This window comes from Ottowia massiliensis (assembly GCF_900240305.1).
GTDB lineage: Bacteria > Pseudomonadota > Gammaproteobacteria > Burkholderiales > Burkholderiaceae_C > Ottowia > Ottowia massiliensis.
The window spans coordinates 372,944-394,064 of sequence record NZ_LT964854.1 but is presented as its reverse complement, the minus strand read 5'-3'; the positions used below and the strand labels follow the sequence as shown (position 1 = coordinate 394,064).

Genomic DNA, 21,121 nt, shown 5'->3' with positions numbered 1-21,121 from the left:
CGGGCACTACGCATCGGCTACCTCATCGTCGACGAGACTATCCAGGGTCTCAACCAGGGCATCCATCTGTTGCCAGAACGCGCGTCCATCGGCCTGCCATTGCTCCCAGGCAGCGCGCAGCGACATCTTGTCGCCATTGCTGTCGATGGGGCTGGCTGCGGCAATGCGCTTCACGTATAGCGGGATGGACAGGTTGTTTGCATTGGCGCTGATCTCGGCCAGCGTGGCGACCTTGGCAAAGCCGGGTTCGTCCGTGAAGCTCTTGTAGGCGCTCAGGATGCGCTGTTGGTGTTCTGCCTTCAGAAAGCTCTGCGCCCGTTCCCGGGTGACTTCGTTCACTGCATCAATGAAGATCACCTTGCCCTTGCGAGCAGCGACCTTCTTGCGGTTGCAGATGACGATGCACGACTCCATCGGCGAGTTGTAGAACAGGTTGGGCCCCAAGCCGATGATGGCCTCCACCCAGTCCTGCTCGACCATCTTGGCACGCATGGCCTGTTCTTCGTTACGGAACAGCACGCCGTGGGGCCAGAGCACGGCGCAGTGACCCTTGGCGCTAAGGCTGGCCAGAATGTGTTGCTGGAAGGCATAGTCGGCCCGGCCTTGCGGTGGAGTACCCAAAAAATTGCGGCCCCACTTGTCGGTGCTCCAGGCCTCGCGGTTCCACTGCTTGATCGAGTACGGCGGGTTGGCCAGGATCACATCGAACTGGCGCAAACGGTCGCCTTCGATGTGCTTGGGTTCTGCCAGGGTGTCGCCCCGGATGATCTCGAAGTCCTCCACGCCATGCAGGAACAGGTTCATTCGAGCGATGGATGAGGTGATGAGATTGCGCTCCTGCCCGTAGAGCTTGAGCGTGCGGTATTCACCGCCGGAGCGTTTCACTTCGTCCAGCGCAGAGATCAGCATGCCGCCGGTACCACAGGTGGGGTCGTAGATCGACTCGCCAGCCTGCGGAGCCAGGAGCTGTGTCATCAGGTGGACGACGGTGCGGTTGGTATAGAACTCGGCCGCCGTGTGGCCTGAGTCGTCCGCAAACTTCTTGATCAGGTATTCGTAGGCGTTACCTAATTCGTCCTCGGGGACGTTGGCTACGGAGAGTGTCTGCGTCGAGAAATGCTCGATGAGGTTCTTGAGCGTTTCATCGGGCAGGCGCTCGCGGTTGGTCCATGGGGCATCGCCGAAGATGCCGTCGAGCATGTCGGGGTTGGCCGACTCGATGGCGCGCATGGCCTTCTGGATGGCCGCACCGACGTTCTTCGGCGTTTGCCGCACATCGTTCCAGTGCGCGCCTTCAGGAATCTGGAAACGGTGGTTTTCGGCGAACTGGGCATAGGAGAGGTCTCCGTCCGACTCGGCAAGCGCAGCCTGGTATTCCTCATCCCAGACGTCCGATACGCGCTTGAAGAACAGTAATGGAAAGATGAACTGCTTGTAGTCGCCGGCGTCGATCAGGCCGCGCAGCAGCACGGCGGCGCCCCATAGGTAGCCTTCGAGTTCTTGTTGAGAGATGCGCTTGCTGCTACGGGCTTTCTCTTCTTCCATCTGGGCAAACTTTGCCTTCAGTCGAGCGCGAGCAGCATTCGCCATTTCTTCAGTAAAGATCTTGTTGTCTTTGAATGGGCGGTCCGAGCTCATTTCACCCATCCTCCCTCAGTCATGACCTGAGCAAGACGCTCTTCAGCTTCACGGCAGCGGGTGAGAGCGTCCTTGAATGCCGCGATGGCATCGGGCAGCGGTGGGATGTCTTCTTGCAATGGCGGCAGGACATAGCGCGAAATGTTCAGCGTCCAGTCCTCGGCCTTGATCTCGTCGAGGCTGACCACGCGGACTGCGTCTTGCACGTCAGCAAAGCCGCGATACCAGCCGAGGATTTCGGCGGCGTGCTCGGGCTCCAGATAGTTCTGCGCACGCCCCCGGCGGAACAGGCGTGACGCATCGGCGATCAGCACCTGCTTCTTGTGTTTGGCCGGCTTGCGCTTGCGCAGGACCAGGATGCACGCGGCCAGGCCGGTGCCGTAGAACAGGTTGGGTGCCAGCCCGATCACGGCCTCAACCAGATCCATCTCCAGCAGTTTCTGGCGGATGTTGCCTTCCACACCTTTGCGGAACAGTGCGCCCTGGGGCAACACCACGGCCATCCGGCCGCTCACGTCGGCCATCGACTTGACCATGTGCTGCACCCACGCGAAGTCACCGCTGGACGAGGGCGGCAGGCCAGCAAAGTTGCGTCCAAAGGGGTCATTCACCCAGAGTTCTTCGCCCCACTTTTCCAGCGAGAACGGTGGATTGGCAATCACACAGTCAAAACTGGCCAAGCGGTCGCTATCAAAGAATGCCGGATTGCGCAAGGTGTCGCCGCGCACGATCTGAAAGTCCTCAATGCCGTGCAAAAACAAGTTCATCCGGGCGATGGATGAGGTGGTCAGGTTCTTCTCTTGCCCGTAGAGCTTGCCCCACAGGCGCTTGACATTGCCATGCTGCTCATGCACGTGTTGCACAGCCGCAAGCAACATGCCGCCGGTGCCACAAGCGGGGTCGTAGATGGTTTGCCCCTCTTTGGGAGCAAGCATGTCGATCATCAGCCGCACCACGCTGCGCGGGGTGTAGAACTCGCCCGCCTTTTTGTTGGTGGCATCGGCAAATTTTTTGATCAGGTATTCATAGGCATCACCCAGCACATCCGAGGCGATGTTCTGATTGCCAAACGAGATGCGTGAAAAATGCTCGATCAAATCCTTGAGCAACGCGTCTGAAAGGCGATCTTTGTTAGCCCACTGGGCATCGCCAAACACGCCGTAGAGCGTATCGGGGTTGGCCTGCTCGATACCGCGCATGGCATGGTGCAGCGCTGCGCCAATGTTGGCGGCCTTGGCGCGCACGTCATTCCAGTGGCAGTCCTGCGGAATTTGAAAGCGGTGCGACTCTGGAAAGCAGGCCAGCTGCTCGTCGCCGGTTTCATCGACGATTTCCTGGTATTCCTCATCCCAGACATCGCAGATGCGCTTGAAGAACAGCAGCGGAAAGATGTAGGTCTTGAAGTCGGCCGCATCCACAGGGCCGCGCAGGATGTTGGCGGATTCCCAGAGATGGCTTTCGAGTTGGGCAGGGGTGATATGGGGCAACGGGTCGTTCATTACTTGGCGGTTTTTTTCGTTTTTGCCGTTGCCGTGGAAGCGGGCTGAAGCTTGTGCTGGCGGGCATAGTCCAGCACCAGGATTTCGATCATGGAAGAGACCGAGCGCCGCTCGCGCTCAGCGGCTAGACGCACCAATTGCTTGATCTCGGAAGAGGTGCGGATGGAGAGGGTTTCGTCCTTGAGAAGCGACATGGCAATGCACAGGATGGTTGTCGTGCAAATGTACTGCATATGCTTCGCGGCTGGAATGAATTCGTGCGCATAGGTGAACACCGTCAGATGCCTGTGAAAGTGCATGTTGTCGGATGAAATCCACTGTTTTACAATTTAAAAACAAATCAACTTAATATTAAATTGAGGTGAAAACAGATGATCATCACGATTGGAAACACCAAAGGCGGGGTAGGCAAGACGACGCTGGCCGTGAACCTTGCCATTGCCCGTGCATTGGCTGGACGTGACGTGTGGCTGATTGATGGCGACCGCCAGGGCACAGCCCAAACGGCCATCAGCATCCGGGCTGAAGCCGAGCATGTGCCAGGCATTGCCTGTGCCACCTACCCGGATGGCCCTACCTTGCGTGCCCAGGTGCAACAGCAGGCGGCCAAGTTTGACGACGTGGTGATTGATGCTGGAGGACGGGATTCAACCGCCTTGCGTGCGGCACTGGTGTTGTCGGACGTGCTGCTGGTGCCCTTCCAGCCACGCAGCTACGACGTGTGGGCACTCAGCGACATCGCAGCACTGGTCGATGAAGCCCGCAGCGTGCGGGATGGTCTGCGGGCCTTTGCCGTGCTCAATTGCGCCGATCCTGGTGAGCATTCCAGTGACAACGCCGAAGCAGCCGCTGCCGTGGCTGAAGTGCCGCAATTTGAGTACCTGCCCACCCCACTGCGCCGCCGCAAGGCCTTTGCCAACGCTGCGGGCGCTGGCCTGTGCGTGTTGGAGGCCAAGCCCAGAGATGACAAAGCGGTTGCAGAGTTGAATGTACTTATAAAAACATTGTTTTAATATTAAAAACAAGTTATTTCACTGCTTATTTGATGTATGGCGATTACGAGAAAACCTTCCAGACCTGCGAGTCCTGCCAGCACTGAGGCTGCGGACGCATTTATCTCTGGTGCGCCGGATGCGGATGTGGGTACTTCCCAGGTGCCCCGCCGGGTGCGCAAGGGGCGTAAAGTGCAAATCACGCTGACCATTGCCGAGCCTTTGCTGGAGCGGGTTGATGGGCTGGCTGGGCAGTTGGGGCAAAGCCGGGCTGCGGTGATCAACCTGGCTGTGGTGCAGATGCTGGAACGCGGACTGCGGCTGGGCGCGGGGGAGTGAGCTGGCCGGTGTCGGGCCGGGGCATCTAGAAATCTGCAGGCGCTCAAGCCTGTGGATAAAAAAGTTATCCACGTGCAATCAGACCCCCCCAAACCCCCATTTTGTCGGGAAATCGGCCCCCCCTTCGTTCGGGAAATCAGACCCCCCTAAATCCTGTAATTTTTCCCTGTAATGTTTTACCTGTAATTGAGCCGCCATTTTTGGGGAAAACTTCGCTCTTGGCCGGTGCTGGCAGACCTTCAATCGCGCCCCCACAGGGGGCGAGCCGTACTCCCAAAGGCTTCCAGCCCGCCGCCTAGGGCGGCTCCTCGGCGTGGGGCGTGCCGCCCCCCGGCCCCCCGTGGCCTGCGGCCCCCTTGCGCGGCCTGAACGGCCACGCAGGCACCCCCGCAAAGGCTTGGCAATTGAGAAGAAAAGTGAGGAGGTGCCTGCAAGGCCCGAAATGCGACCGCAGAGCGGTTGTCGTGGCTTGGTAAGGGGGGCAAAGTAAGGGTGTGGGTGCATAAAAAGCAAGATGCCCGCGAAACGCGGGCATCTTGAGTGCCAGGGGCAAGGGAACATCACACTCGTTCAAGCACTATCACGCTTGAAATCGAGTTATGCAGAGGTTCCTAAGGGGGGGATGCGCTGTAGGCCCGCAAAAAAGGGCCGGTGTCAAGCCTTTCGTGCAAATCGCGCGAGGCTTGAAACCATACACGGGGCAATAGGTTAGCTTTCCTTCAAGCTGCTTTGCAGAAATGCGGACTCGTGGGCCAGGAGCCACATAGGCGTCTTGGGAAAGCAAGCCGGGGCGCGCTGAAGCAGTAACGACTGCCGAGGAATAGCTAGGCGGCTCGGTGAGCGTAGCCTAGGCGATATGCTTGAACATCTTCCCAGGCCAAGACTGCGAAACCTTGAAATCTGCGAATTCATCCCCAATTCTAGTATGTGTTCATTTCATCATAAGGAGGCGCACATGGATACACACACCGGGTTTGTTAGCGACACCATACTTCTCTCGATAGGCCGAGCCCTTTTGCGGAAGGGCCAACGAGAGAATCGTGAGATCAACGATGCTGAAGCTCACGGACATGCTCTGGTGCTGCAAGGGCGATACGGCTTTGTCCCTCAACATGAACAGGAGCTGTTTTGCCAAGAAGTTGTTCGAGCTTTTCGATACGTCGAGCAACGTGAGTTGAATTCGGTATCGAAGCTGGCGTATGCCAAGTTTCGGGTGGATGAGTTGATGGGGAATTCCGTGCTGGATGACCAACTGGTGAGCGAACTCCAGTCGTTGGGTTATCAAGCCTAAGTGGCTGCACGTCGTCGCTTGAACCCTCGATCGCCCAACATGAACGCCTCCAGCATGTGCGGGATCAGCGTCGATGCATCGACCGCCTCGCCATACGCCTGCGCGTGCAGCGCGGCGTAGCGTTCGAGGTCGGCTTTCAGGCTGGCCGGGCAAGTGAAGGTCAGTTTGACGGTTTCGGTCTTTGGCAGCGGCCCCAGCCGCAGTTTCCTGGTTGTGCTCATCGTGAAGTCCCCTTGTTGAAGAACAGCGGCTGATAGGGCCGCAGCACCAGATCGCGGTTCACGATGATGCGCACCGGTAAGCCGGGGCGGCTGGTCAGCGTGGGTTGGATGTTGAGGTTGCGCCGGGTCACTTCCTGGCCGACCTGGTTCACGGTGTCCTGCAGGCTGTCGCGCCCGGCGATGATGACGCGATCACCGTCCTGGCGGTCCTCGGGTGCGGCCAGCTCGGCACCGACGCCCAGCAGCGTGGTCAGCACGGCACCGGCAAAGATCCGATCCCAATGCCAGTCCACGTCGTCTTCCAGGCCGGCATAGCCAGCCGGGGCGGTGCCGATCAGGTTGTCGAGCGTCAGCGAAGACGTATCCGGCAGGATGATGCGGTTCCACACCACCTGCACGCGGCTCTGGCCGTAACTGACCTGGCTGTTGTACTTGCCCAGGATGCGCGAACCCTGCGGGATCAGCAGGAACCTGCCCGTGGCCGTGTCATAGACCGGTTCCGTCACCGTGGCGATCACGTCGCCCGGCAGGTCGGACTTGATGCCTGTCACCAAGGCACCTGCGATTACGGTTCCGGCCATCACCTGATACGGCGAAGCCGGCAAGGTCAGATTGCCGGAATTACGGGTTTCCGTGGTTCCGGCTTTCTGGAACGCCTCCTTCTGGTTTTGCTGATTTTGTGTCATGGTCGGATCAGCAGGCTGGGCCGCCGTCGAGGCCGGGCCAGCGGCCAGCGGATCGAAGGCTGCATTGGCGGCGAAGCCAGGCGCGGCAGCAACCTGCGACTGCACCACGGGCGCGGCCTGCGAGGCGCCTGTGCGGAAGAATACCGATGAAGCTGCCGCCGCTTCTGCTTCCTTGCGCAGCGCATCGTTGGGGTCGTAGCCGGGCGCGGCATAGGTGGCGGCAACTGGCTGCTGCGAATTGACGATGGCTGGCCCCAGATCACCCGGCAGCGGTGGCCCCAGCTCCGGCACGTCCGGGGGCAGCGCTGGCAGCTTGGAATAGTCTGTCGGCAGCGCATCCAGTCCTTCGGAGCGCGAGACGTGATCCACGTTGTACAGCTCCGTGGATTCGCCTACACCGCGTTGCTGCGGTTGCAGCGACCAGATCAGTACGCCCATCACGCCAACCGACAAGCCGCCTGCGAGGATGGCCAGCGACCGTCAGGATCACCGGCAATGCGGTTTTACGGAAACGTGCATTCATGGTTTGGCTCCTTCAGAAGAATCCAATTCACGGCTCCACGACAAGCCATTGACGTAGATGCCCAGCGGGTTGCGGCGCATGCGTTCTTCAGTGCGCGGGGTCTGCTGCACGATGGATACCACCGCCGTCCATCGCTCCAGTCCGGCCGCCCCGCCATTGACGTAGCGGCGTTCCGTCCTGCGCACGTTGAAAGACGCATCACTGGCGCGAACCACGCTGGTGATCTGCACCGTCACCGACTCCTTCCTAGATTCGGAGCCCAGCCTTTCGGCTGTTCGGTGCGGTTGGCACGAGGAACCCGGTTGGCCCTGTTGCCACCGTCTTTCCTGAGTTCATCGCCCGCGACGGTCAGGAGCCCACGGACGTGGGCCGTCAAGGAGAAAAGCGGCAGGTAGGTGCGGGCCCGCAGGCGCAGCCGAGGGCACGGCCTGACGCGCCTTGATGGCACGCGGCCACGGGCTACAGTCGCAAGCAAGGTGATGGAGTCAGGGGAGACGGCTGGACATGACAACGGCCGCCGCGATGTGCAGACCGCACGCAAGCGAAGCGAGCAGGCCCGAAGCTGGAAGCCGGTCCGTAGGCGTCAGGGATGTGGAAGGCTGGCGAATGCCAGTCCCGTCAGAGATGAGCGAACAGCGAACTGGAGCAGCGCGTCCGCGAAGCGGAGACGCAAGGATCTGTTTCGCTTATTATCCATTTGCATCAATACCTGATCTCGACCAAAAGTGGTCATCGAATGAGTATAAATTCTACGAGGATGCTCCACTCTAAGCATGCTATTCGAGATTTAAGGAAAAAATGATGAGCGATGAGCTTTATGTTTCCGTCGATGTCGAGACGTCGGGACCGGTGCCAGGCATCTATAGCCTGCTTTCCATCGGTGCCTGCGTCGTCTCAGAACCCACTCAGTCTATCTATCTCGAGCTCCAGCCAGACGGCCTAAAGCACGATCCAGAGGCCGTCGCCGTCACTGGGCTTGACCTTACCAAGCTTGAGAGCGAAGGGCTTGCTCCGCAGGCGGCGATGCTCAAGCTGGAGCAATGGTTGAACCAGATCTGCTCCGCAGACCAGAAAGTAGTTTTCGTGGGGCTTAATACCCCGTTTGACTGGTCCTTCATCAACTATTACTTCCACAAGTATTCTGGATCAAACCCCTTTGGGTTCACCGCAATCGACATGAAGGCGTATTACATGGGGGCGACCGGATGCCGCTGGAAGGAAACAAAATCCTCCCAGATGACCGCTCGGCTCAACCCCATAAGCGCACCCAACCATAACGCGCTAGACGACGCACGGTTTCAGGGAGAACTTTTCGCCCTTATGTTGGCAGAAACACGTAACCGTTAGCCCGACCAGTGCCCCCAGACGGCTTCAACATAACGCCCATCCCTGAAAGACCAAGCCTTTATGCCGTCACGGCTACTGGAGTTGCCTACAATGATTGCCATCGGGTGCGGCAGCTCTTGGGTGTAGTGCGCGGCGAACCGAGAAAAGCTCTGGACATCAGTGGGGGAGATCATAGGAATGCGTTGTGGGTGCGTATGCCAGTACCCCACCAAGCGGAGACCTGTAGCATTGGCCTGCTCAATTTCCTTTCGGCAGCGACGAGCATTCAAATCCAGCCAGGTCCTGCCTGCCCGATCATCTTTATGAGAGGGAGTCGCCAAGGTGAGTACCAGTCCGGTAGAGCTTGAGGGGTCGACGAATAGCTGCCCCCCACGCTCTACTTCAAAGCGCTTCTGCCTATAGCTCTCCAGGACGCTCGCGACCTCCTGCGATACCAACAGGGGAGTGTTCAGCCCGGGCCAACTCCATTGCCAGGCGATCGCCGTCATTTACCTCTCTCCAATGTCTCCGGCCAGTCGCGCTCTAACTGAGCCTGCTGCATTCCGGCAGGTAGCTCAGGCCCAAGGTACTTACCTCCCAGCATCACCACGTCATCAGGCCTATTGATGCTGCTGACCCAGCTCGGGCTATCGATGTTTCCACTCAACACTCGTAATGCAGTTTGAGAAACCATCGAAGCAATGTTCACCATTCCAAGAGAGCCTCCTGGGATGAAGCTCTCCCCGCAGGCGGGAAGAGCGACGACCCCACCTTCCGGCCATTCGGTGAACTTGTGCTTAAATTCACCGTTGTCTGTGAACAGGCTTCGAGCATCAAATGCACCAGATGGCGCTAGGAGCGCATGCCCCACCTGCGTATGGGGCTCACTCCAGGCCTGGAGTAAGCCCCAGGAGGTACCATCCGACTTGGCCCCCCACAGCGCCACCTCCGACTGCCAGTCTGCAGTAGTAACCACCACCAGATCCGCCTTATCAAAAACCTCGGGATTCTTGTACATCACCACTTCGGAGAAGGTGGCGAACGCCGTGACTTCCGTAGTGGGTAGGTCTTTGCGAATTTGTTCCTGAAGCGCCTCAGCCTTGGGAAGACCGAGATCATCGGCACCGAGCACATGTCTGCCAAGATTTGCCGAGACCAAGTGGTCCGGGTCAATGAGTGTCAGATGGCCAACACCCGAACGAGCCAACTGTAGGGCAACGGTGCTACCCAATGAACCTACTCCAACGCAAACGACGCGAGCTCCTTCTAGTTTCTGCGCCACGCCACTGAGGTCACGAGACAAGATCTCCGTCCGATCCAGCACATCCAGCGTCGTTGCTCGGATCAGAACTGGGGGATTTTTGACCACAACTGCAGACCGGCGCCGCGCTGATCGCAGGTAAAACCTCGAGCCGCGATCCAACTGCAGGCCGTATGCGCGAACGTTTAGGCAGTAGATGGGAGCATTGGTATCCCCAGGGAGTTCCAAAGCGATCCAGCGGTTTGGCAGTGAACCACTCTCATTAAACCAAGCCACCAACTGCGTTCTGTCATCAGGAGCAAGATGCGGCAAGAGCCATGTGAGCAGTAGATCAGGGGGGGGAAGGCGCAGATCTGGATAGCTCCGAAGCTTTGCGTAGAAACCTGGGGCCTCAGGTGCTCGCATCCTTGGAGATCGGCCAATCGTTCGCCGGCAATGTCTTTTCAGTGATGTCAGATCCGTGGCGAGCCAGACGGTTTCCTGGCCAGATGGTAACGTCTGTCGAGGATCGCTAAGGGCAAACAGCTTCGAGGCAGCTTGAGGGCGATCCAAAAGAATAAGGTTCTGTAAAGATAGCCCTTGCTGCCTAGACCAATAGGATGTGATTTCGCGCTGAAATTCGGCGTCCCGGGTAGCCGCACATGAACCCATCCGGGACAAATTTACGATCCTGCCTAACCGAGCCAAGCTATCCGACACAACATATTCGGGGGCGCCCATGACTGGGCGCTCCTGGAAACCATGCAGGCAGAGTCCGACCTCCATAGCGTGAGGCCATACAAGCCATGGCGAGGGCTCGATTATAAGCCTCAACCCACTGCGGGGAAAATTCTTGGGAAAGCTGATGCGTAGCCGCCGCTCCGTGCCCGTATAGTCAACTGGCAGAGGAAAATAGTAGCTCGCAGCTTCACCGGTCCGAACGACCGCAGGCTGGAGCAGAGCGTGTGCTGCCTCTTCGCCAAGAGCACCTCGCAGCGCGGCTATACCACGCTGCAGAGACGTATCCATCTGATCAACCAAGACGCCCAACTGGCTTCACATCCTCTTGAGAGCTCGCGGTTCCGCTCATGCCGCCAAACATGGTGCTCATTAACGTGGAGTTTCGGGTGGTTCCATCAGGCCGACCAGGCATAGTCCAATGGGGCGGGATTTCATTATTCACTGCCGCGATGAAGGCTGAGCCCATGCCAAAGTTCTCCTTGACCGCCTCAGCAAAGGACTCTGCGGACAAACTCTCAAGCCCTATGGACACGGACGTGCTGGCACTCTCATGCCACTCCTGGAATGCACCGCGGTAGAGATGCCCTTCCCTCGGTCTATTCCATTTTTCAGCGAAGTTTTCACCGCTGTCTGCGGGGTTGCAGACCAAACAGTCGCTCCCCAAGCGTTTGATGTGATTAGGCATCCTCCGAACGATTTCGAGGATGACGTTCAGCGGCCTTATCGGCGTCGACTGAGAGCTTTTCGCCACATCAAGGTAGGCGTGTGTAGCTAGTGTGGTGATAACTGCCGAAATTGGACGGTGGTCTGCATTTTTTGTGCGGATGGCCCACTCATCCCGATGCCGTTTTAGCAGTTTGATCGACGCTCGAAGTGGATCCTGATCAATGTACTCCTGATAAAGCGGCAACGGATCCTGAGTCGCAGCCTCAAGGGATAGCTGACTTTTTGCGATAACTATCGTCTGCTTTGAAGCCCCTTGCAGCCAGTCAGAATAGGGAATTGGGCTACTTGCCTTCCATCCAGTTACCCGGTCTGGTACTTCCAGCTTACCTTCGCCATTGCCTTGAGAATTCCCATTAATGGCACGTGCCGGCGTGACATCGATGTGGAATCCGGGGTTTTCGTCGGCATAGATGATCCGGATGCCTCGACGTAGCTGCTTGATTTCTTCCTGGACGCGACTGCCAGACTTGAAGCGTTCCTCAATGGCATCCAAAACTTCTTGAGCTCCAGCCCCCTGCGCATGGGGGAGCCAAATAATGGCGTCAGCATCGATGGTATCCAGATCCTCTGGGGCTTCGGAAACTGGTTTAATCGTCGTCTTCAGGCGCATGGAGCCTTGGGCAAAAATATGAGCTTCCGACAGTAGTGGATTGTCAGAAGCGTTTAGGATCTTTTGCAGTTGGGAGTATCGACCCTCAATCTTCTGGTACTGTGCTTCAGACAGTGAGATTTCGCTCGCTGCTCGAAGCAGAAAATGCTCCCAACTATCTCGCTTGGTCTGCTCGTTGCTCATAGACATTAATGAACCTCCTGAGCCTGGCGGCCCAATTGTAGTGTTGGCGTGAACCTGTTTTGGTTGTCTTTATCTCGATCGAAAATCAGATAAGCGTGCTGGTGTTGCGTGGTAAGCAAGGCACCAAACTCAATTGCCAAAGCAGCGGGAATCGCTGCAAACACATGGATTGTGCCTGCAGTCATGGCCTCGAGCCGGCTCAAGTGCGTTTGTAGAGCGTCACGGAACGCGTGGATCACGCGACGGTTCTGAACCATCGCGTAGCTGGGTTCGGGGATACTTAACTCTGCGATACGCGCACCAGGCAGTGCCTCTTCGACATCGCGAGGTGGAACCTGAGCGGAAAGAGACAACACCAGTGCAAGCGGCCCCTCCCCATCCACTGGGGGGCTAAACAAAAAATTTGGTGGTTCAGCTGACTGATTAGGCCAACGTAACTGATGCTCGCGGTTGTACGAGAAGAGCAGGCGCTTGGATCGATCACCTAAGGATTGTCCTAGCATTATCAGCGCAGGAATATCTGCCAAACCCACTACCGCCAACGCAGGAGCATCACCATAGGCCCCTCCACGACGCGTTAGCTGATGCTTTAATTCGTGTTGGACGCTATCCTGAATGTTCTGCCAATAATGGGCGTCCCTGCCCCGATGGCTTGGAGCCGGAAAAGTGATCTTGATGGGGTGATCAAATGCAGTCAGCCCCTCTGAGGACATTGCAACCAACAGATCACGAACCGAGATGTCGTTAATTGTCGTGAAATGCTGGCTTTGCACAACCACTGGAATAGCTCTTCCACCATCAGGCGTGGTTGCTGCCAGCCGGACACGCTCCAAATAAGCCTGATGAAGCCCGCTCAGGTCGCTTTCTGGATATCCATCAGCATCGCGATCGATCTTGTCGTGACAGCTTGGGCAGAGAAGCATGAGGTTTGCTGTATCGCTGGTAAGCGACTCGGCCTTCGTCTCGTCATGATCCTCGCGCCCCCTGGGGCCCTTGGGACTAGCCGGTAAGATGTGGGCCACTTCGCCCCATCGCATGGGCTTTCCTGCACGGTAGTCGTGCATAAGGTCTGCTCCGCAAAGCTCACAATGGCCCGCAGACTGGGTCCAGACAACACGTTTTGTAACCTCGTCGGTATTGTAACGTCCGTTGGCAGCTTTAGCTTTCCCTTGTTCCCCCACTTGACCCCCTTAAAGACGTCATGCCAGCGCATTACACATATATGAGGCCTACAAACAAGAGTTCAAGAGGGTGAAACGAAGCAGAGAGAAGAAAAATTTTCTCGCTCAAAGCCCTTGGGGCGAGCAGCCATATCCTGCACAAAATCTCCCTACCTACACACCCGAACGTCGGCAATGGGAGGAAATCAGTCGCCGCGCAATAAAAAGTCAAAGCAAAAAAGGGGACGAAGCCCCAAGGATTAGATCTGGGCACCTCTAAAAACTGCCGTTTTCAGCCCGTTTCTGGCGCAAGCAGTTCGCGCCCCGCAGATTTGCCTATTTTTCGAGCAATTTCGTCTCTTTTTGGGGCTTTTCATGCCCCATTCCTCACGCATTGGCCCCCTGCAGACGCACCACGGTCTTTGGTAGCCTGTTCTTGTAGAACGCATCCACCCCGTCATCAAGGAACTTCGCCAGGCGCTTGAGGTTGTAGCACGCAGCCATCATGGTCATGGTGACTGTGGCGCGCGCCTGGCCAATGGTGCGAATGAACTTGCCGCCCATGTGGCGCATCTGGGCAAAGGGGTGCTCCACCCGTGCCCGGGTCTTGGCAATGCGCTTGTTGCGCCCCTTCTGGCATTCGCTCAAAGGCCCGCCCGGCTTGGCTTTGCGCTGGATGTGCTCGCGGTGCCCCAGGGCCTTGAGCATCTCGCTGCGCTGTGCACTGGGGTAGCCCCGGTCGGCGTACACGTCGGCGCTGGTGTTGTGCTCGTGCAGCACTTCATCAAAGTGTGTGCTGTCGTGCTCGCTGGCCGTGCCGGTGGTGATCTTGCGAATGAATTTGTGCTTGGCATCCACGCTGATGCTGAGTTTGTAGCCGTGGTAGCCCTTGCCGTGCTTCTTGGTGTGGGTGGCGTCCAGGTCTTTTTGCCTGCGCTTGGCGGCGCTCCAGTCGGCGGGAATCTTGCCTTGTTCGAGCTGGGCCTTGTCTTGCTTGGTGAAGTGCTGGGTGGGAGCGGGCACCAGGGTGGCGTCGATGATCTGCCCGCACCGCGCCATGTAACCGTGCTGTAGCAACTGGTTGTCCACCGCCTGAAACAGCGCTGTGACACCATCAATCCCCAGACGCTGCTGGTAGTGCCAGATGGTGTTGCGGTCGGGGATGTTGGCGCTATCGGTCAGCAAGCAAAAGCGCTGGTAGCTCATGCGGTCGAGCAGTTGATATTCCATCTGCTCGTCGCTGAGGTTGTAGAGGTACTTGAGGATCAGAATGCGCACCATCACCTCGCTGGGGTATGGCGGGCGCCCGCCCTTGCTGGCGTCCCCCCTGGGCAACAATCCATCGATGACCTGCGTCAGGTGGGCGAAGTCAATGTGCCGGGCAATGACTTGTAGCGGATCGCCCAGCCTTTCGATCTTGTGCTTGCGTGCTGCCTCGGCAAAGAGGTCGAACTTGATGGCGCTGCGGGCTTGGGGTTTGCTCATCGGGTGATTGTCGCGTTGGCTGGGGCAGTGTCGGTCAGGGGTGCGAGGGTTTTTAGAGGTTCCCATCTGCCCTCGCTCCGCAAACGACACCGTATCTGCGCCAGCCACAATGACATGATCCAGCGTACGCACCTCCACTAGCCCCAGTGCTTCCTTGAGCCGCTGTGTCAGCACCTTATCGGCCTGTGACGGCTCAGGATTCCCGCTGGGATGGTTGTGCGAAAGGATCACCGCCCCCGCATTGAGCCGTAGCGCTTCCTTGACCACTTCACGCGGATACACCGATGCACTGTCGATGGTGCCGTGGAACATCTCCCGATACTCGATCAGTCGATGGCGCGTATCCAGGAACAGCACCGCAAAGACTTCATGCTCGAAGCCTGCCAGCTTGTTGCGCAAGTACTCCTTGACCAACGTCGGAGAAGTGAACTCATAGGCCGACCACGGCAGGGTGAAGACCTGGGCCAGTTCGGAGAGGCCGAATTTCCGAGACACTGTCTCGGAATTCTCTATGGGCAGTCCTTCACCAGATTTCCGAGACAGTGTCTCGGAAATTGCCTCAAAGGGGTAAGCGACGAAGAAGCGCCGCATGTTCTCCAGGTTGTCCGGGCTGAAACCGCGCCCGAATCGCGCTGTCAGATCGGTGGACAAGCGCTCCATCAACTGCTCGCCGTAACCGGCCCGTCGCCTGCCTTTCTGCTCGGCCTCGACGATCCGACGGCCAATCTCCCAATAGCTGGCTGTCATCAGCGCATTGACACTGCGCGCCGCCGCCTGGCGCGCCGCATCCAGCAGTTCCACGATGCCGCCGTGGATGCCGGCATAGCCGGCCGGTAAAGCCGCAGGTTTCCGCGTTGCCACGGTCGTCTTCCTTGTCATGCTGTCACCTCCATAGAACGGGATGCCCCGGTAATCGCCAGCCGCCGGTTCGCCACCAGTTCGGCCGCATCCCGCACCGGCTTGTCCTCGGTATGAACATAGTGCATAAACATCGCCACGGTCTTGTGACCTGTGAGCTTCATGCCCACCTTGGTCGGCACGCCTGAGTTGGCAATGTCGGTCGTGGCCCGATGGCGGATGCCGTGCGTGCCGACGTGGGGCACGCCAGCGGCCTTGAGCACGCGCGTCCAGCCGCCGTAGTGCTCGCCGTGGGTCAGATGCCGAGTCGGATCGTTCGGCGACGGCAGGACGTAGGGGCAGCCTGCCCAGCGCGGTGCGGTGGACAGCAGCCGATAGGCTTCCTCGCTCATGGGCTTGGAGATACCGCCGGTCTTGCTGTCAGGCCAGACGACCCTCCGATTCTCCAAATCAATCCAATCCCATTGGAGTGGGCAGATTTCGGAGCGCCGGGCGGCGAACTCGAATTGCAGGCGAATCGCCAGCGGGATGACGTAGTTCTCCAGTCCCTCGACCTCCAGATGCTCCAGATGGCGGAATATCCGCACCAGCTCATCGTCCACGATGAGCCGGGTTTCCTTGCCGGGCGGGTACATCGGGACGTGGCGGCACGGATTCGTGCCGTCGGGGCGCAGTCCCCACACTTCGGCCAGGTTGAACATCTTGCGCAGCACGCCAAAGGTGCGATTCGCCTCGGCCTGCTTGTAGGCTAGCTTCTTCATCAGCGCAGCCACGTCCGGGCGCTTCACGTCCTGCACCTTCATCCGGCCCATGATCGGGATGATGCAACGGTCAATGACGCCCTGATAGCCGCGTTGCGTGCTGGGCTTGTTGCGCTGCTTGGAATAGTCCTCCATGAAGGTGTGGCAAAAATCCTTCATGGTCGGTGCCTTGCGGGCGGCGTTCTTGGCCGCGCTGGAGTCGCCGCCCTTGCGCACCTCGGCCAGCCACTCCTGCGCCATCGTGCGTGCCTGATCGACCGTTAGTTCCCCGTACTGGCCCAGGGCGGGCTTGCGGCGCTCGCCCGCGTTCGTGCGGTACTGGAGCATGAACACCTTGCGGCCCGCTGGGGTGATCTTGCACAGGAAGCCGGGCACCACGGTATCCCGCAGTTCGATGGCCTTGTCTTGAGGTTGCGCCGCATCGACTGCGGACTTGGTGAGCTTGATCTTCGCCATGATGACTCCTCGGAAAGCCCGGTTTCCAAGAGCCGCATGGGAGCCACGCGAGGGGAAGCCGGGTCAGGTTTCGGAAAGCACCGGCATATGTTGAACTCGCCTAAGTGATTGATAAACCTGCTGTATCGAGCCTTGGTGTAGTCCAGCGAATAGCGGTACTGGAGTCATCGTGAAACAAAAAAGGCCCATCAGGGCCTTGGTATTTGTCAGGCTACTTCGTCGGCCCGCCTTTGAGAGGAATCGGCGGAGGGGAGCCATTTAGCAGTACCCCGCCCCTGACTTGCTGCACCTTGGCCTGTGGATAAGCTGCGAGCACTTTTCGCAGCGCGGGAAGAAATTTCTTTTTGAAATCCTTGTCGGCATCCTTGCCTGTGTACTCTTGTGCGAACTGCTCCCGCAGTGAATGCCAGTGCAAGATGATGCCCTTGCCCTCGATACGATGCAGACGATGGGCCAGCCACGCATATACGTCGAGTGCCAGCGCGGAGCCTTTGAGTGCCATCAATGCGCGATTGTCGAGCGGCACTGCGCTTTCGATCAATGAACCGAAGTAGCTTTCAGAAAGCCGCATCACTCCCGGCCAAAGCGAACGCTGCGCCGTGTCCTTGTTGCTTTGCCATGCGTCGAACTGCTCTACTGGCTGCCCGTTGTAGGTGCGGCCTTTGAAGCCAAGCTGCAAGCGACAGGCGGCCAGGGCGTGCATCTGCTTGCGCAAGGTTGCATAGCGTTTGCCGTCGTCACCCATGCCCATGAGCCGCAGGAACTCGGCGGCGCTGTTTCCGATGTGGATTTCCTGTTCTCCAGTGCGTAACGCATAGGTGGAGATCCACGCCAGCGCCATGCGGGGCATCGGGCCGTAGGGCACAGGCTGCATCACAGGCCCCTTGCCTTCATCCAGAAGGCCCGCTTGCACGTTTACCCATGCGGCCCCGGACTGGCGCATGAACTCCCGACCCTCGACCTTGGCGCGTGGCAGCCCGACTTGGCAAAGCACGGCATGAGTGAACGCCATGTCCTGCCCTTCGGGCATCGTCGCCGCAATTTTTCCTCCTACCACGATCAGCGCGGATTCGGCACGCGTGAGCGCACGGCCAGTACCAACCTTGTCTTTGGGTTGGATCTTAGTTCCCGTGGCTGTTTGTTCAATGCTGACGGGAAGAGGACTGTCGGGAAGGTGTGCTGTCGCTGCCGCAGCGTGAGCCGACACTTCAGCGCTCTTCCGATAGAGCCAATCCAGTGCATCGTCAAACGGAGAAGCCGAGCGCGGTTTGGACGCGCTGGTGATTTCGGCGTCCACTGCTCAAGTGTTTGGCTGGGTAAAAGTGGTCGCAGCCCAGCGTTGGCGGGCTATTTGCTCTGCTTTGGTGGGGCGCCCGCGTGGTCGCCGTGGGGGCGGTGGTTCCGCAGGCTTGGTGGACTCGATCCAGGCGAGCACATCGCGTTCGTACCAGCACAGCCTGCGGCTGCCTGGCATCTTGAACGGGCGGGGAATCAGGTGGCTGTACTTGGAGCTGGTGGCGAAGGTGCGGATGGTGGTGACGCTCTTGCCCAGCATCCGGGACAAGTCCTCGGTGAAGAGAACCCGCACCGGGGCGGATGGGGAGTCAAGGGTCGCTCGGACGATGGGAATGCCAGCTTGCGCTTCTGGCAGCAGGGGAAGTTGCATGGCTCGAAAACTCGTCGTGAGCCGACAAGCGGCTCGTGAAGCGATTGACAGTTTTCGAGACCAGAGCCCTGTCGAGATCGAAGAGCACGGTTGGAGGAAGCTCAACCTAACTTCAGCATCTCGTCGCGCCTTTTCGCGCTGCGACAGTCCACCGGGAAGATGGCCCAGGAATTTCGGGCGCAGTGATTGGCGTGCCGGGTTATCGCTGAATCCCCCGGAGAACGTGCAGGCGCTTCCTGAGCGAGGACGGGGGATGCCTGTCCACTCCGCCAACCTGCCACACTGGTTTGTCGTGAACAGCAGTATAGAGTCGGGTGCTACAAGCAGCAAGAGCACCCAAGGTTTTGGGCCATTGTTGGGCCATCAAATAGGGTGATTTACTCTGAATTGCTATGCACAAAGAAAAAGAGCCAAACCAGCTAAGTGCTTGATTTGACTCTTGAATCCTGGTCGGGGTGAGAGGATTCGAACCTCCGGCCTCTACGTCCCGAACGTAGCGCTCTACCAGGCTAAGCTACACCCCGTATGCGGGCGGGAAGGCTGAAGGAGATTTCAGGTCCGCCGCTGCAAAAGTTGAGTCGCCAATTCTATCATTGACTGACTATGAGGATTGGCGGGCAGCAAGGCAGCTGCGCGAATGGCGCTTTCAGCCTGGCGGGCGGCTACTTCGCGCGCGCCTTGCAGCGCGCCGCTTTGGCGCACGATGGAGATGATGGCTTCCATGTCTTGCGCACTGCCTTCTTCCACGGCGCGGCGCACAACAGCCGCTTCTTCGGCGCGGCTGCGCTGCATGGCGATGATGAGCGGCAGCGTGGCTTTCCCTTCGCGCAGGTCGTCGCCCAGGTTCTTGCCCATCTCATGGCTGTCACCGTCATAGTCGAGTACGTCGTCAATGATTTGGAAGGCGGTGCCCAGGGATCGGCCGTACTCGACGCAGGCGGCTTCCATGGCGGCGCCGCTGTCGGCGAGCACGGCGCCCAGGCGGGCGCTGGCTTCAAACAGTTTGGCGGTTTTGGAACGAATGACGTGCAGATAGGCCGCTTCATCGAGCGTGGCGTTATGAATGTTCATGAGCTGAAGCACTTCGCCTTCGGCGATGACGTTGGTGGCATCGGCCAGGATCTGCATCACGCGCATGTTGTTGCTGTCCACCATCATCTGGAAGGCGCGCGAGTAGAGAAAGTCGCCGACCAGCACGCTGGCCGGGTTGCCAAAAACCTCGTTGGCCGTGCTGCGGCCGCGCCGCAGGGTGGATTCATCGACCACGTCGTCATGCAGCAAGGTGGCCGTATGGATGAATTCGACCACGGCGGCCAGATTGAAGCGTTGTTCCCCCTTGTAGCCCAGGGCGCCGCAGGCCAGCAGCAGCAGAACCGGGCGCAAGCGTTTGCCGCCGGAAGAGATGATGTAGCGCGCCACTTCGCCAACCAGTGGCACGCCGGAGTCCAGCCGCTGCGCAATGGTGGCGTCAACCTGGCGCAGGTCATCGGCGACGAGAGCGAGAATTTTCTGGATGGATGAGGATACGGGCACAGTTGAAAACCGCTTGCAAAAAAATGGAGAAAATTATAGCCAGCGCGAAGTAATTATTTCTTGTCGCAGGCGGCGCTGAATTTGCGGGGCCAGATAATCTCGTCGCCAGCATTTTTGACCACGGTTTGGCCGCAAACCCTGTCTTGTCGGACAATCCATTGGCCGCGCGCGTCAATGAATCCGGGCAATTCCGTTTTGCTCTGAATGACTTTGGCCCACGGGCGGTTTTCAAATGGAGAAACTTCCGTGAATTGCGCGGCAATGGCCCAGTCGCCGCGCTCATTCAAATAGCCGGCCAGCCCATTTTGCTTGGCTCCAGCCAGGCCGTTGGCTTCAAAATCGTCCGCTTCATCAAAGTGAACAGGAATAACCCAGCGGCCAAAGGCATTCACATAGCCCCATTTCCCGTTTTGCTGGGCGCGCGCCAGTCCGTTGGCTGCGAAAGGGCGGGCTTGTTCAAACTGTGCAGGCACGGCCCAGTTGCCCCGTTGGTCAAGAAAACCGTGTTTGCCGCCCTGGCTGGCGGGAGCCAGTCCGTTGGCGGCAAAGTCGCCCGCACTGTCGAATTTGGCGGGAATGGCCCAGGCGCCGCTGGCGTTGATATAGCCCCATTGATCAGGGGCTTGGCCGGAGCTGGCTGCGGCCAGGCCATTAGGGGCGAAAGGGCGCGCCCTGGCAAAACGCGCGGCAATTTTCCATTGGCCCAGGGCATCCAGAAAACCAGATAAACCGTCTTGCCGCGCAATGGCCAGCTGATTGGCGCCGAATGAGCCAGCCTGCGCAAAAGTCATTTTGAATGCCTTTTGGCCTTTTTCATTGATGTAGATATCACGCTTGTCTTTGCGGACGACGGCCAGATGATTTTCAGAAAACGGCGCGGCGGCATCGTATTGCGGCTTGATTTTCCATTTTCCGTGGGTATCAATATAGCCATATTTGCCGTTATGGCGGGCCGGAGCCAGCCCGTTGCGTGAAAAGGGGTGGCGTTCATCGTCATTTTGGGGGCGGGCGGGCGGAGAGATGGCCCAACTTTGGCGGGCGGGGTCGTAATAGCCGTTTTGCACGGGTATCCAGACCAGCCAGGCAGGAGGGGCGTCGTTGGCTTGGGCAGCGGCTTTTTCGGCGGTCCAGGCTGGGGCGCAGGCGGCCAGACAGAGCAACAGGGCGAAGAGGCGGAATTTCATGGC

General features: G+C 58.6%; 18 protein-coding genes, 1 tRNA gene and 4 pseudogenes. 4 read left to right on the top strand and 19 right to left on the bottom strand.

Annotated features, from left to right (window positions below; genetic code table 11):
• Nucleotides 1-6: 6 nt before the first annotated feature.
• The 3 genes from C1720_RS01660 to C1720_RS01650 are packed head-to-tail and all read right to left on the bottom strand — an operon-like array spanning nucleotide 7 to nucleotide 3,412.
• The gene (locus C1720_RS01660; RefSeq protein ID WP_199170930.1) at nucleotides 7-1,638 is read right to left on the bottom strand and encodes a type I restriction-modification system subunit M; all 1,632 of its coding nucleotides are present in this window, start codon (nucleotides 1,636-1,638) and stop codon (nucleotides 7-9) included.
• Entirely contained in the window at nucleotides 1,635-3,137 is a 1,503-nt protein-coding gene (locus C1720_RS01655) for a type I restriction-modification system subunit M (protein ID WP_102283010.1), read from the bottom strand. Before C1720_RS01655 ends, C1720_RS01660 begins: the two co-directional genes overlap by 4 nt.
• On the bottom strand, nucleotides 3,137-3,412 hold the full coding sequence (locus C1720_RS01650; RefSeq protein ID WP_233199741.1) for a hypothetical protein: 276 nt from the start codon (nucleotides 3,410-3,412) through the stop codon (nucleotides 3,137-3,139). The genes C1720_RS01655 and C1720_RS01650 overlap by 1 nt, the downstream gene beginning before the upstream one ends.
• A 96-nt stretch (nucleotides 3,413-3,508) precedes the next feature.
• Between C1720_RS01650 and C1720_RS01645 the strand changes: the two genes are divergently transcribed.
• From C1720_RS01645 to C1720_RS12685, 3 genes are all read left to right on the top strand, one after another.
• Nucleotides 3,509-4,150, top strand: coding sequence for an AAA family ATPase (locus tag C1720_RS01645; protein WP_102283009.1), 642 nt, complete (start codon nucleotides 3,509-3,511; stop codon nucleotides 4,148-4,150).
• 126 nt (nucleotides 4,151-4,276) lie between these two features.
• Nucleotides 4,277-4,468 (top strand): ribbon-helix-helix domain-containing protein, encoded by a 192-nt coding sequence (locus tag C1720_RS01640; RefSeq protein WP_233199739.1) that lies wholly within the window; start codon nucleotides 4,277-4,279, stop codon nucleotides 4,466-4,468.
• A gap of 955 nt (nucleotides 4,469-5,423) precedes the next feature.
• Complete coding sequence (locus C1720_RS12685) at nucleotides 5,424-5,759, top strand: hypothetical protein (RefSeq protein ID WP_146006811.1); 336 nt, start codon at nucleotides 5,424-5,426, stop codon at nucleotides 5,757-5,759.
• On the opposite strand, the gene C1720_RS01630 is transcribed toward C1720_RS12685, so the two are convergent.
• The 3 genes and pseudogenes from C1720_RS01630 to C1720_RS01620 all read right to left on the bottom strand — a co-directional run.
• Entirely contained in the window at nucleotides 5,756-5,980 is a 225-nt protein-coding gene (locus C1720_RS01630; protein WP_102283006.1) for a DUF2274 domain-containing protein, read from the bottom strand. The two genes, C1720_RS12685 and C1720_RS01630, sit on opposite strands and share 4 nt — an antisense overlap.
• A pseudogene (locus C1720_RS01625) lies at nucleotides 5,977-7,146 on the bottom strand (TraB/TrbI/VirB10 family type IV secretion system protein); the annotation flags it as partial. The pseudogene C1720_RS01625 and the gene C1720_RS01630, both read right to left, overlap by 4 nt.
• Nucleotides 7,147-7,185: 39 nt before the next feature.
• Nucleotides 7,186-7,434, bottom strand: a pseudogene (locus tag C1720_RS01620) (VirB8/TrbF family protein); the annotation flags it as partial.
• A 556-nt stretch (nucleotides 7,435-7,990) separates the two neighbouring features.
• On the opposite strand from C1720_RS01620, the gene C1720_RS01615 reads away from it, so the two are divergent.
• On the top strand, nucleotides 7,991-8,536 hold the full coding sequence (locus C1720_RS01615; protein WP_233199737.1) for a 3'-5' exonuclease: 546 nt from the start codon (nucleotides 7,991-7,993) through the stop codon (nucleotides 8,534-8,536).
• On the opposite strand, the gene C1720_RS01610 is transcribed toward C1720_RS01615, so the two are convergent.
• The 13 genes and pseudogenes from C1720_RS01610 to C1720_RS01550 form a co-directional block, all read right to left on the bottom strand.
• Nucleotides 8,533-9,024: a Mov34/MPN/PAD-1 family protein gene (locus C1720_RS01610; RefSeq protein WP_102283004.1), complete on the bottom strand. Its 492-nt coding sequence runs from the start codon at nucleotides 9,022-9,024 to the stop codon at nucleotides 8,533-8,535. The genes C1720_RS01615 and C1720_RS01610 overlap by 4 nt on opposite strands.
• Complete coding sequence (locus C1720_RS13945; protein WP_199170929.1) at nucleotides 9,021-10,088, bottom strand: ThiF family adenylyltransferase; 1,068 nt, start codon at nucleotides 10,086-10,088, stop codon at nucleotides 9,021-9,023. The genes C1720_RS01610 and C1720_RS13945 overlap by 4 nt, the downstream gene beginning before the upstream one ends.
• A gap of 700 nt (nucleotides 10,089-10,788) precedes the next feature.
• Nucleotides 10,789-12,015 carry a nucleotidyltransferase domain-containing protein gene (locus C1720_RS01600; protein ID WP_199170928.1) on the bottom strand — a complete coding sequence of 409 codons (1,227 nt, stop codon included), beginning with the start codon at nucleotides 12,013-12,015 and terminating at the stop codon, nucleotides 10,789-10,791.
• Between the two features lie 5 nt (nucleotides 12,016-12,020).
• A complete protein-coding gene (locus C1720_RS01595) occupies nucleotides 12,021-13,196 on the bottom strand; it encodes an SAVED domain-containing protein (protein WP_102283001.1) in 1,176 nt (391 codons plus the stop codon).
• Nucleotides 13,197-13,562: 366 nt separating this feature from the next.
• Nucleotides 13,563-14,660 carry an IS5 family transposase gene (locus tag C1720_RS01590; protein WP_102284438.1) on the bottom strand — a complete coding sequence of 366 codons (1,098 nt, stop codon included), beginning with the start codon at nucleotides 14,658-14,660 and terminating at the stop codon, nucleotides 13,563-13,565.
• A gap of 69 nt (nucleotides 14,661-14,729) precedes the next feature.
• A pseudogene (gene radC, locus C1720_RS14770) lies at nucleotides 14,730-15,089 on the bottom strand (RadC family protein); the annotation flags it as partial.
• Nucleotides 15,090-15,092: 3 nt separating this feature from the next.
• A pseudogene (locus C1720_RS14765) lies at nucleotides 15,093-15,539 on the bottom strand (DUF1016 N-terminal domain-containing protein); the annotation flags it as partial.
• Nucleotides 15,536-16,735 carry a tyrosine-type recombinase/integrase gene (locus C1720_RS01575; RefSeq protein WP_102283000.1) on the bottom strand — a complete coding sequence of 400 codons (1,200 nt, stop codon included), beginning with the start codon at nucleotides 16,733-16,735 and terminating at the stop codon, nucleotides 15,536-15,538. The pseudogene C1720_RS14765 and the gene C1720_RS01575, both read right to left, overlap by 4 nt.
• Nucleotides 16,736-16,946: 211 nt before the next feature.
• The gene (locus C1720_RS01570; RefSeq protein ID WP_439650726.1) at nucleotides 16,947-18,032 is read right to left on the bottom strand and encodes a replication protein RepA; all 1,086 of its coding nucleotides are present in this window, start codon (nucleotides 18,030-18,032) and stop codon (nucleotides 16,947-16,949) included.
• Nucleotides 18,033-18,035: 3 nt separating this feature from the next.
• Nucleotides 18,036-18,401, bottom strand: coding sequence for a helix-turn-helix transcriptional regulator (locus C1720_RS01565; protein WP_102282999.1), 366 nt, complete (start codon nucleotides 18,399-18,401; stop codon nucleotides 18,036-18,038).
• A 447-nt stretch (nucleotides 18,402-18,848) separates the two neighbouring features.
• Nucleotides 18,849-18,925 (bottom strand) — tRNA-Pro (locus tag C1720_RS01560).
• 28 nt (nucleotides 18,926-18,953) lie between these two features.
• Nucleotides 18,954-19,934 (bottom strand): polyprenyl synthetase family protein, encoded by a 981-nt coding sequence (locus C1720_RS01555; protein WP_233199734.1) that lies wholly within the window; start codon nucleotides 19,932-19,934, stop codon nucleotides 18,954-18,956.
• Between the two features lie 53 nt (nucleotides 19,935-19,987).
• Nucleotides 19,988-21,118, bottom strand: coding sequence for a WG repeat-containing protein (locus C1720_RS01550; protein ID WP_102282998.1), 1,131 nt, complete (start codon nucleotides 21,116-21,118; stop codon nucleotides 19,988-19,990).
• Nucleotides 21,119-21,121 lie beyond the last annotated feature (3 nt).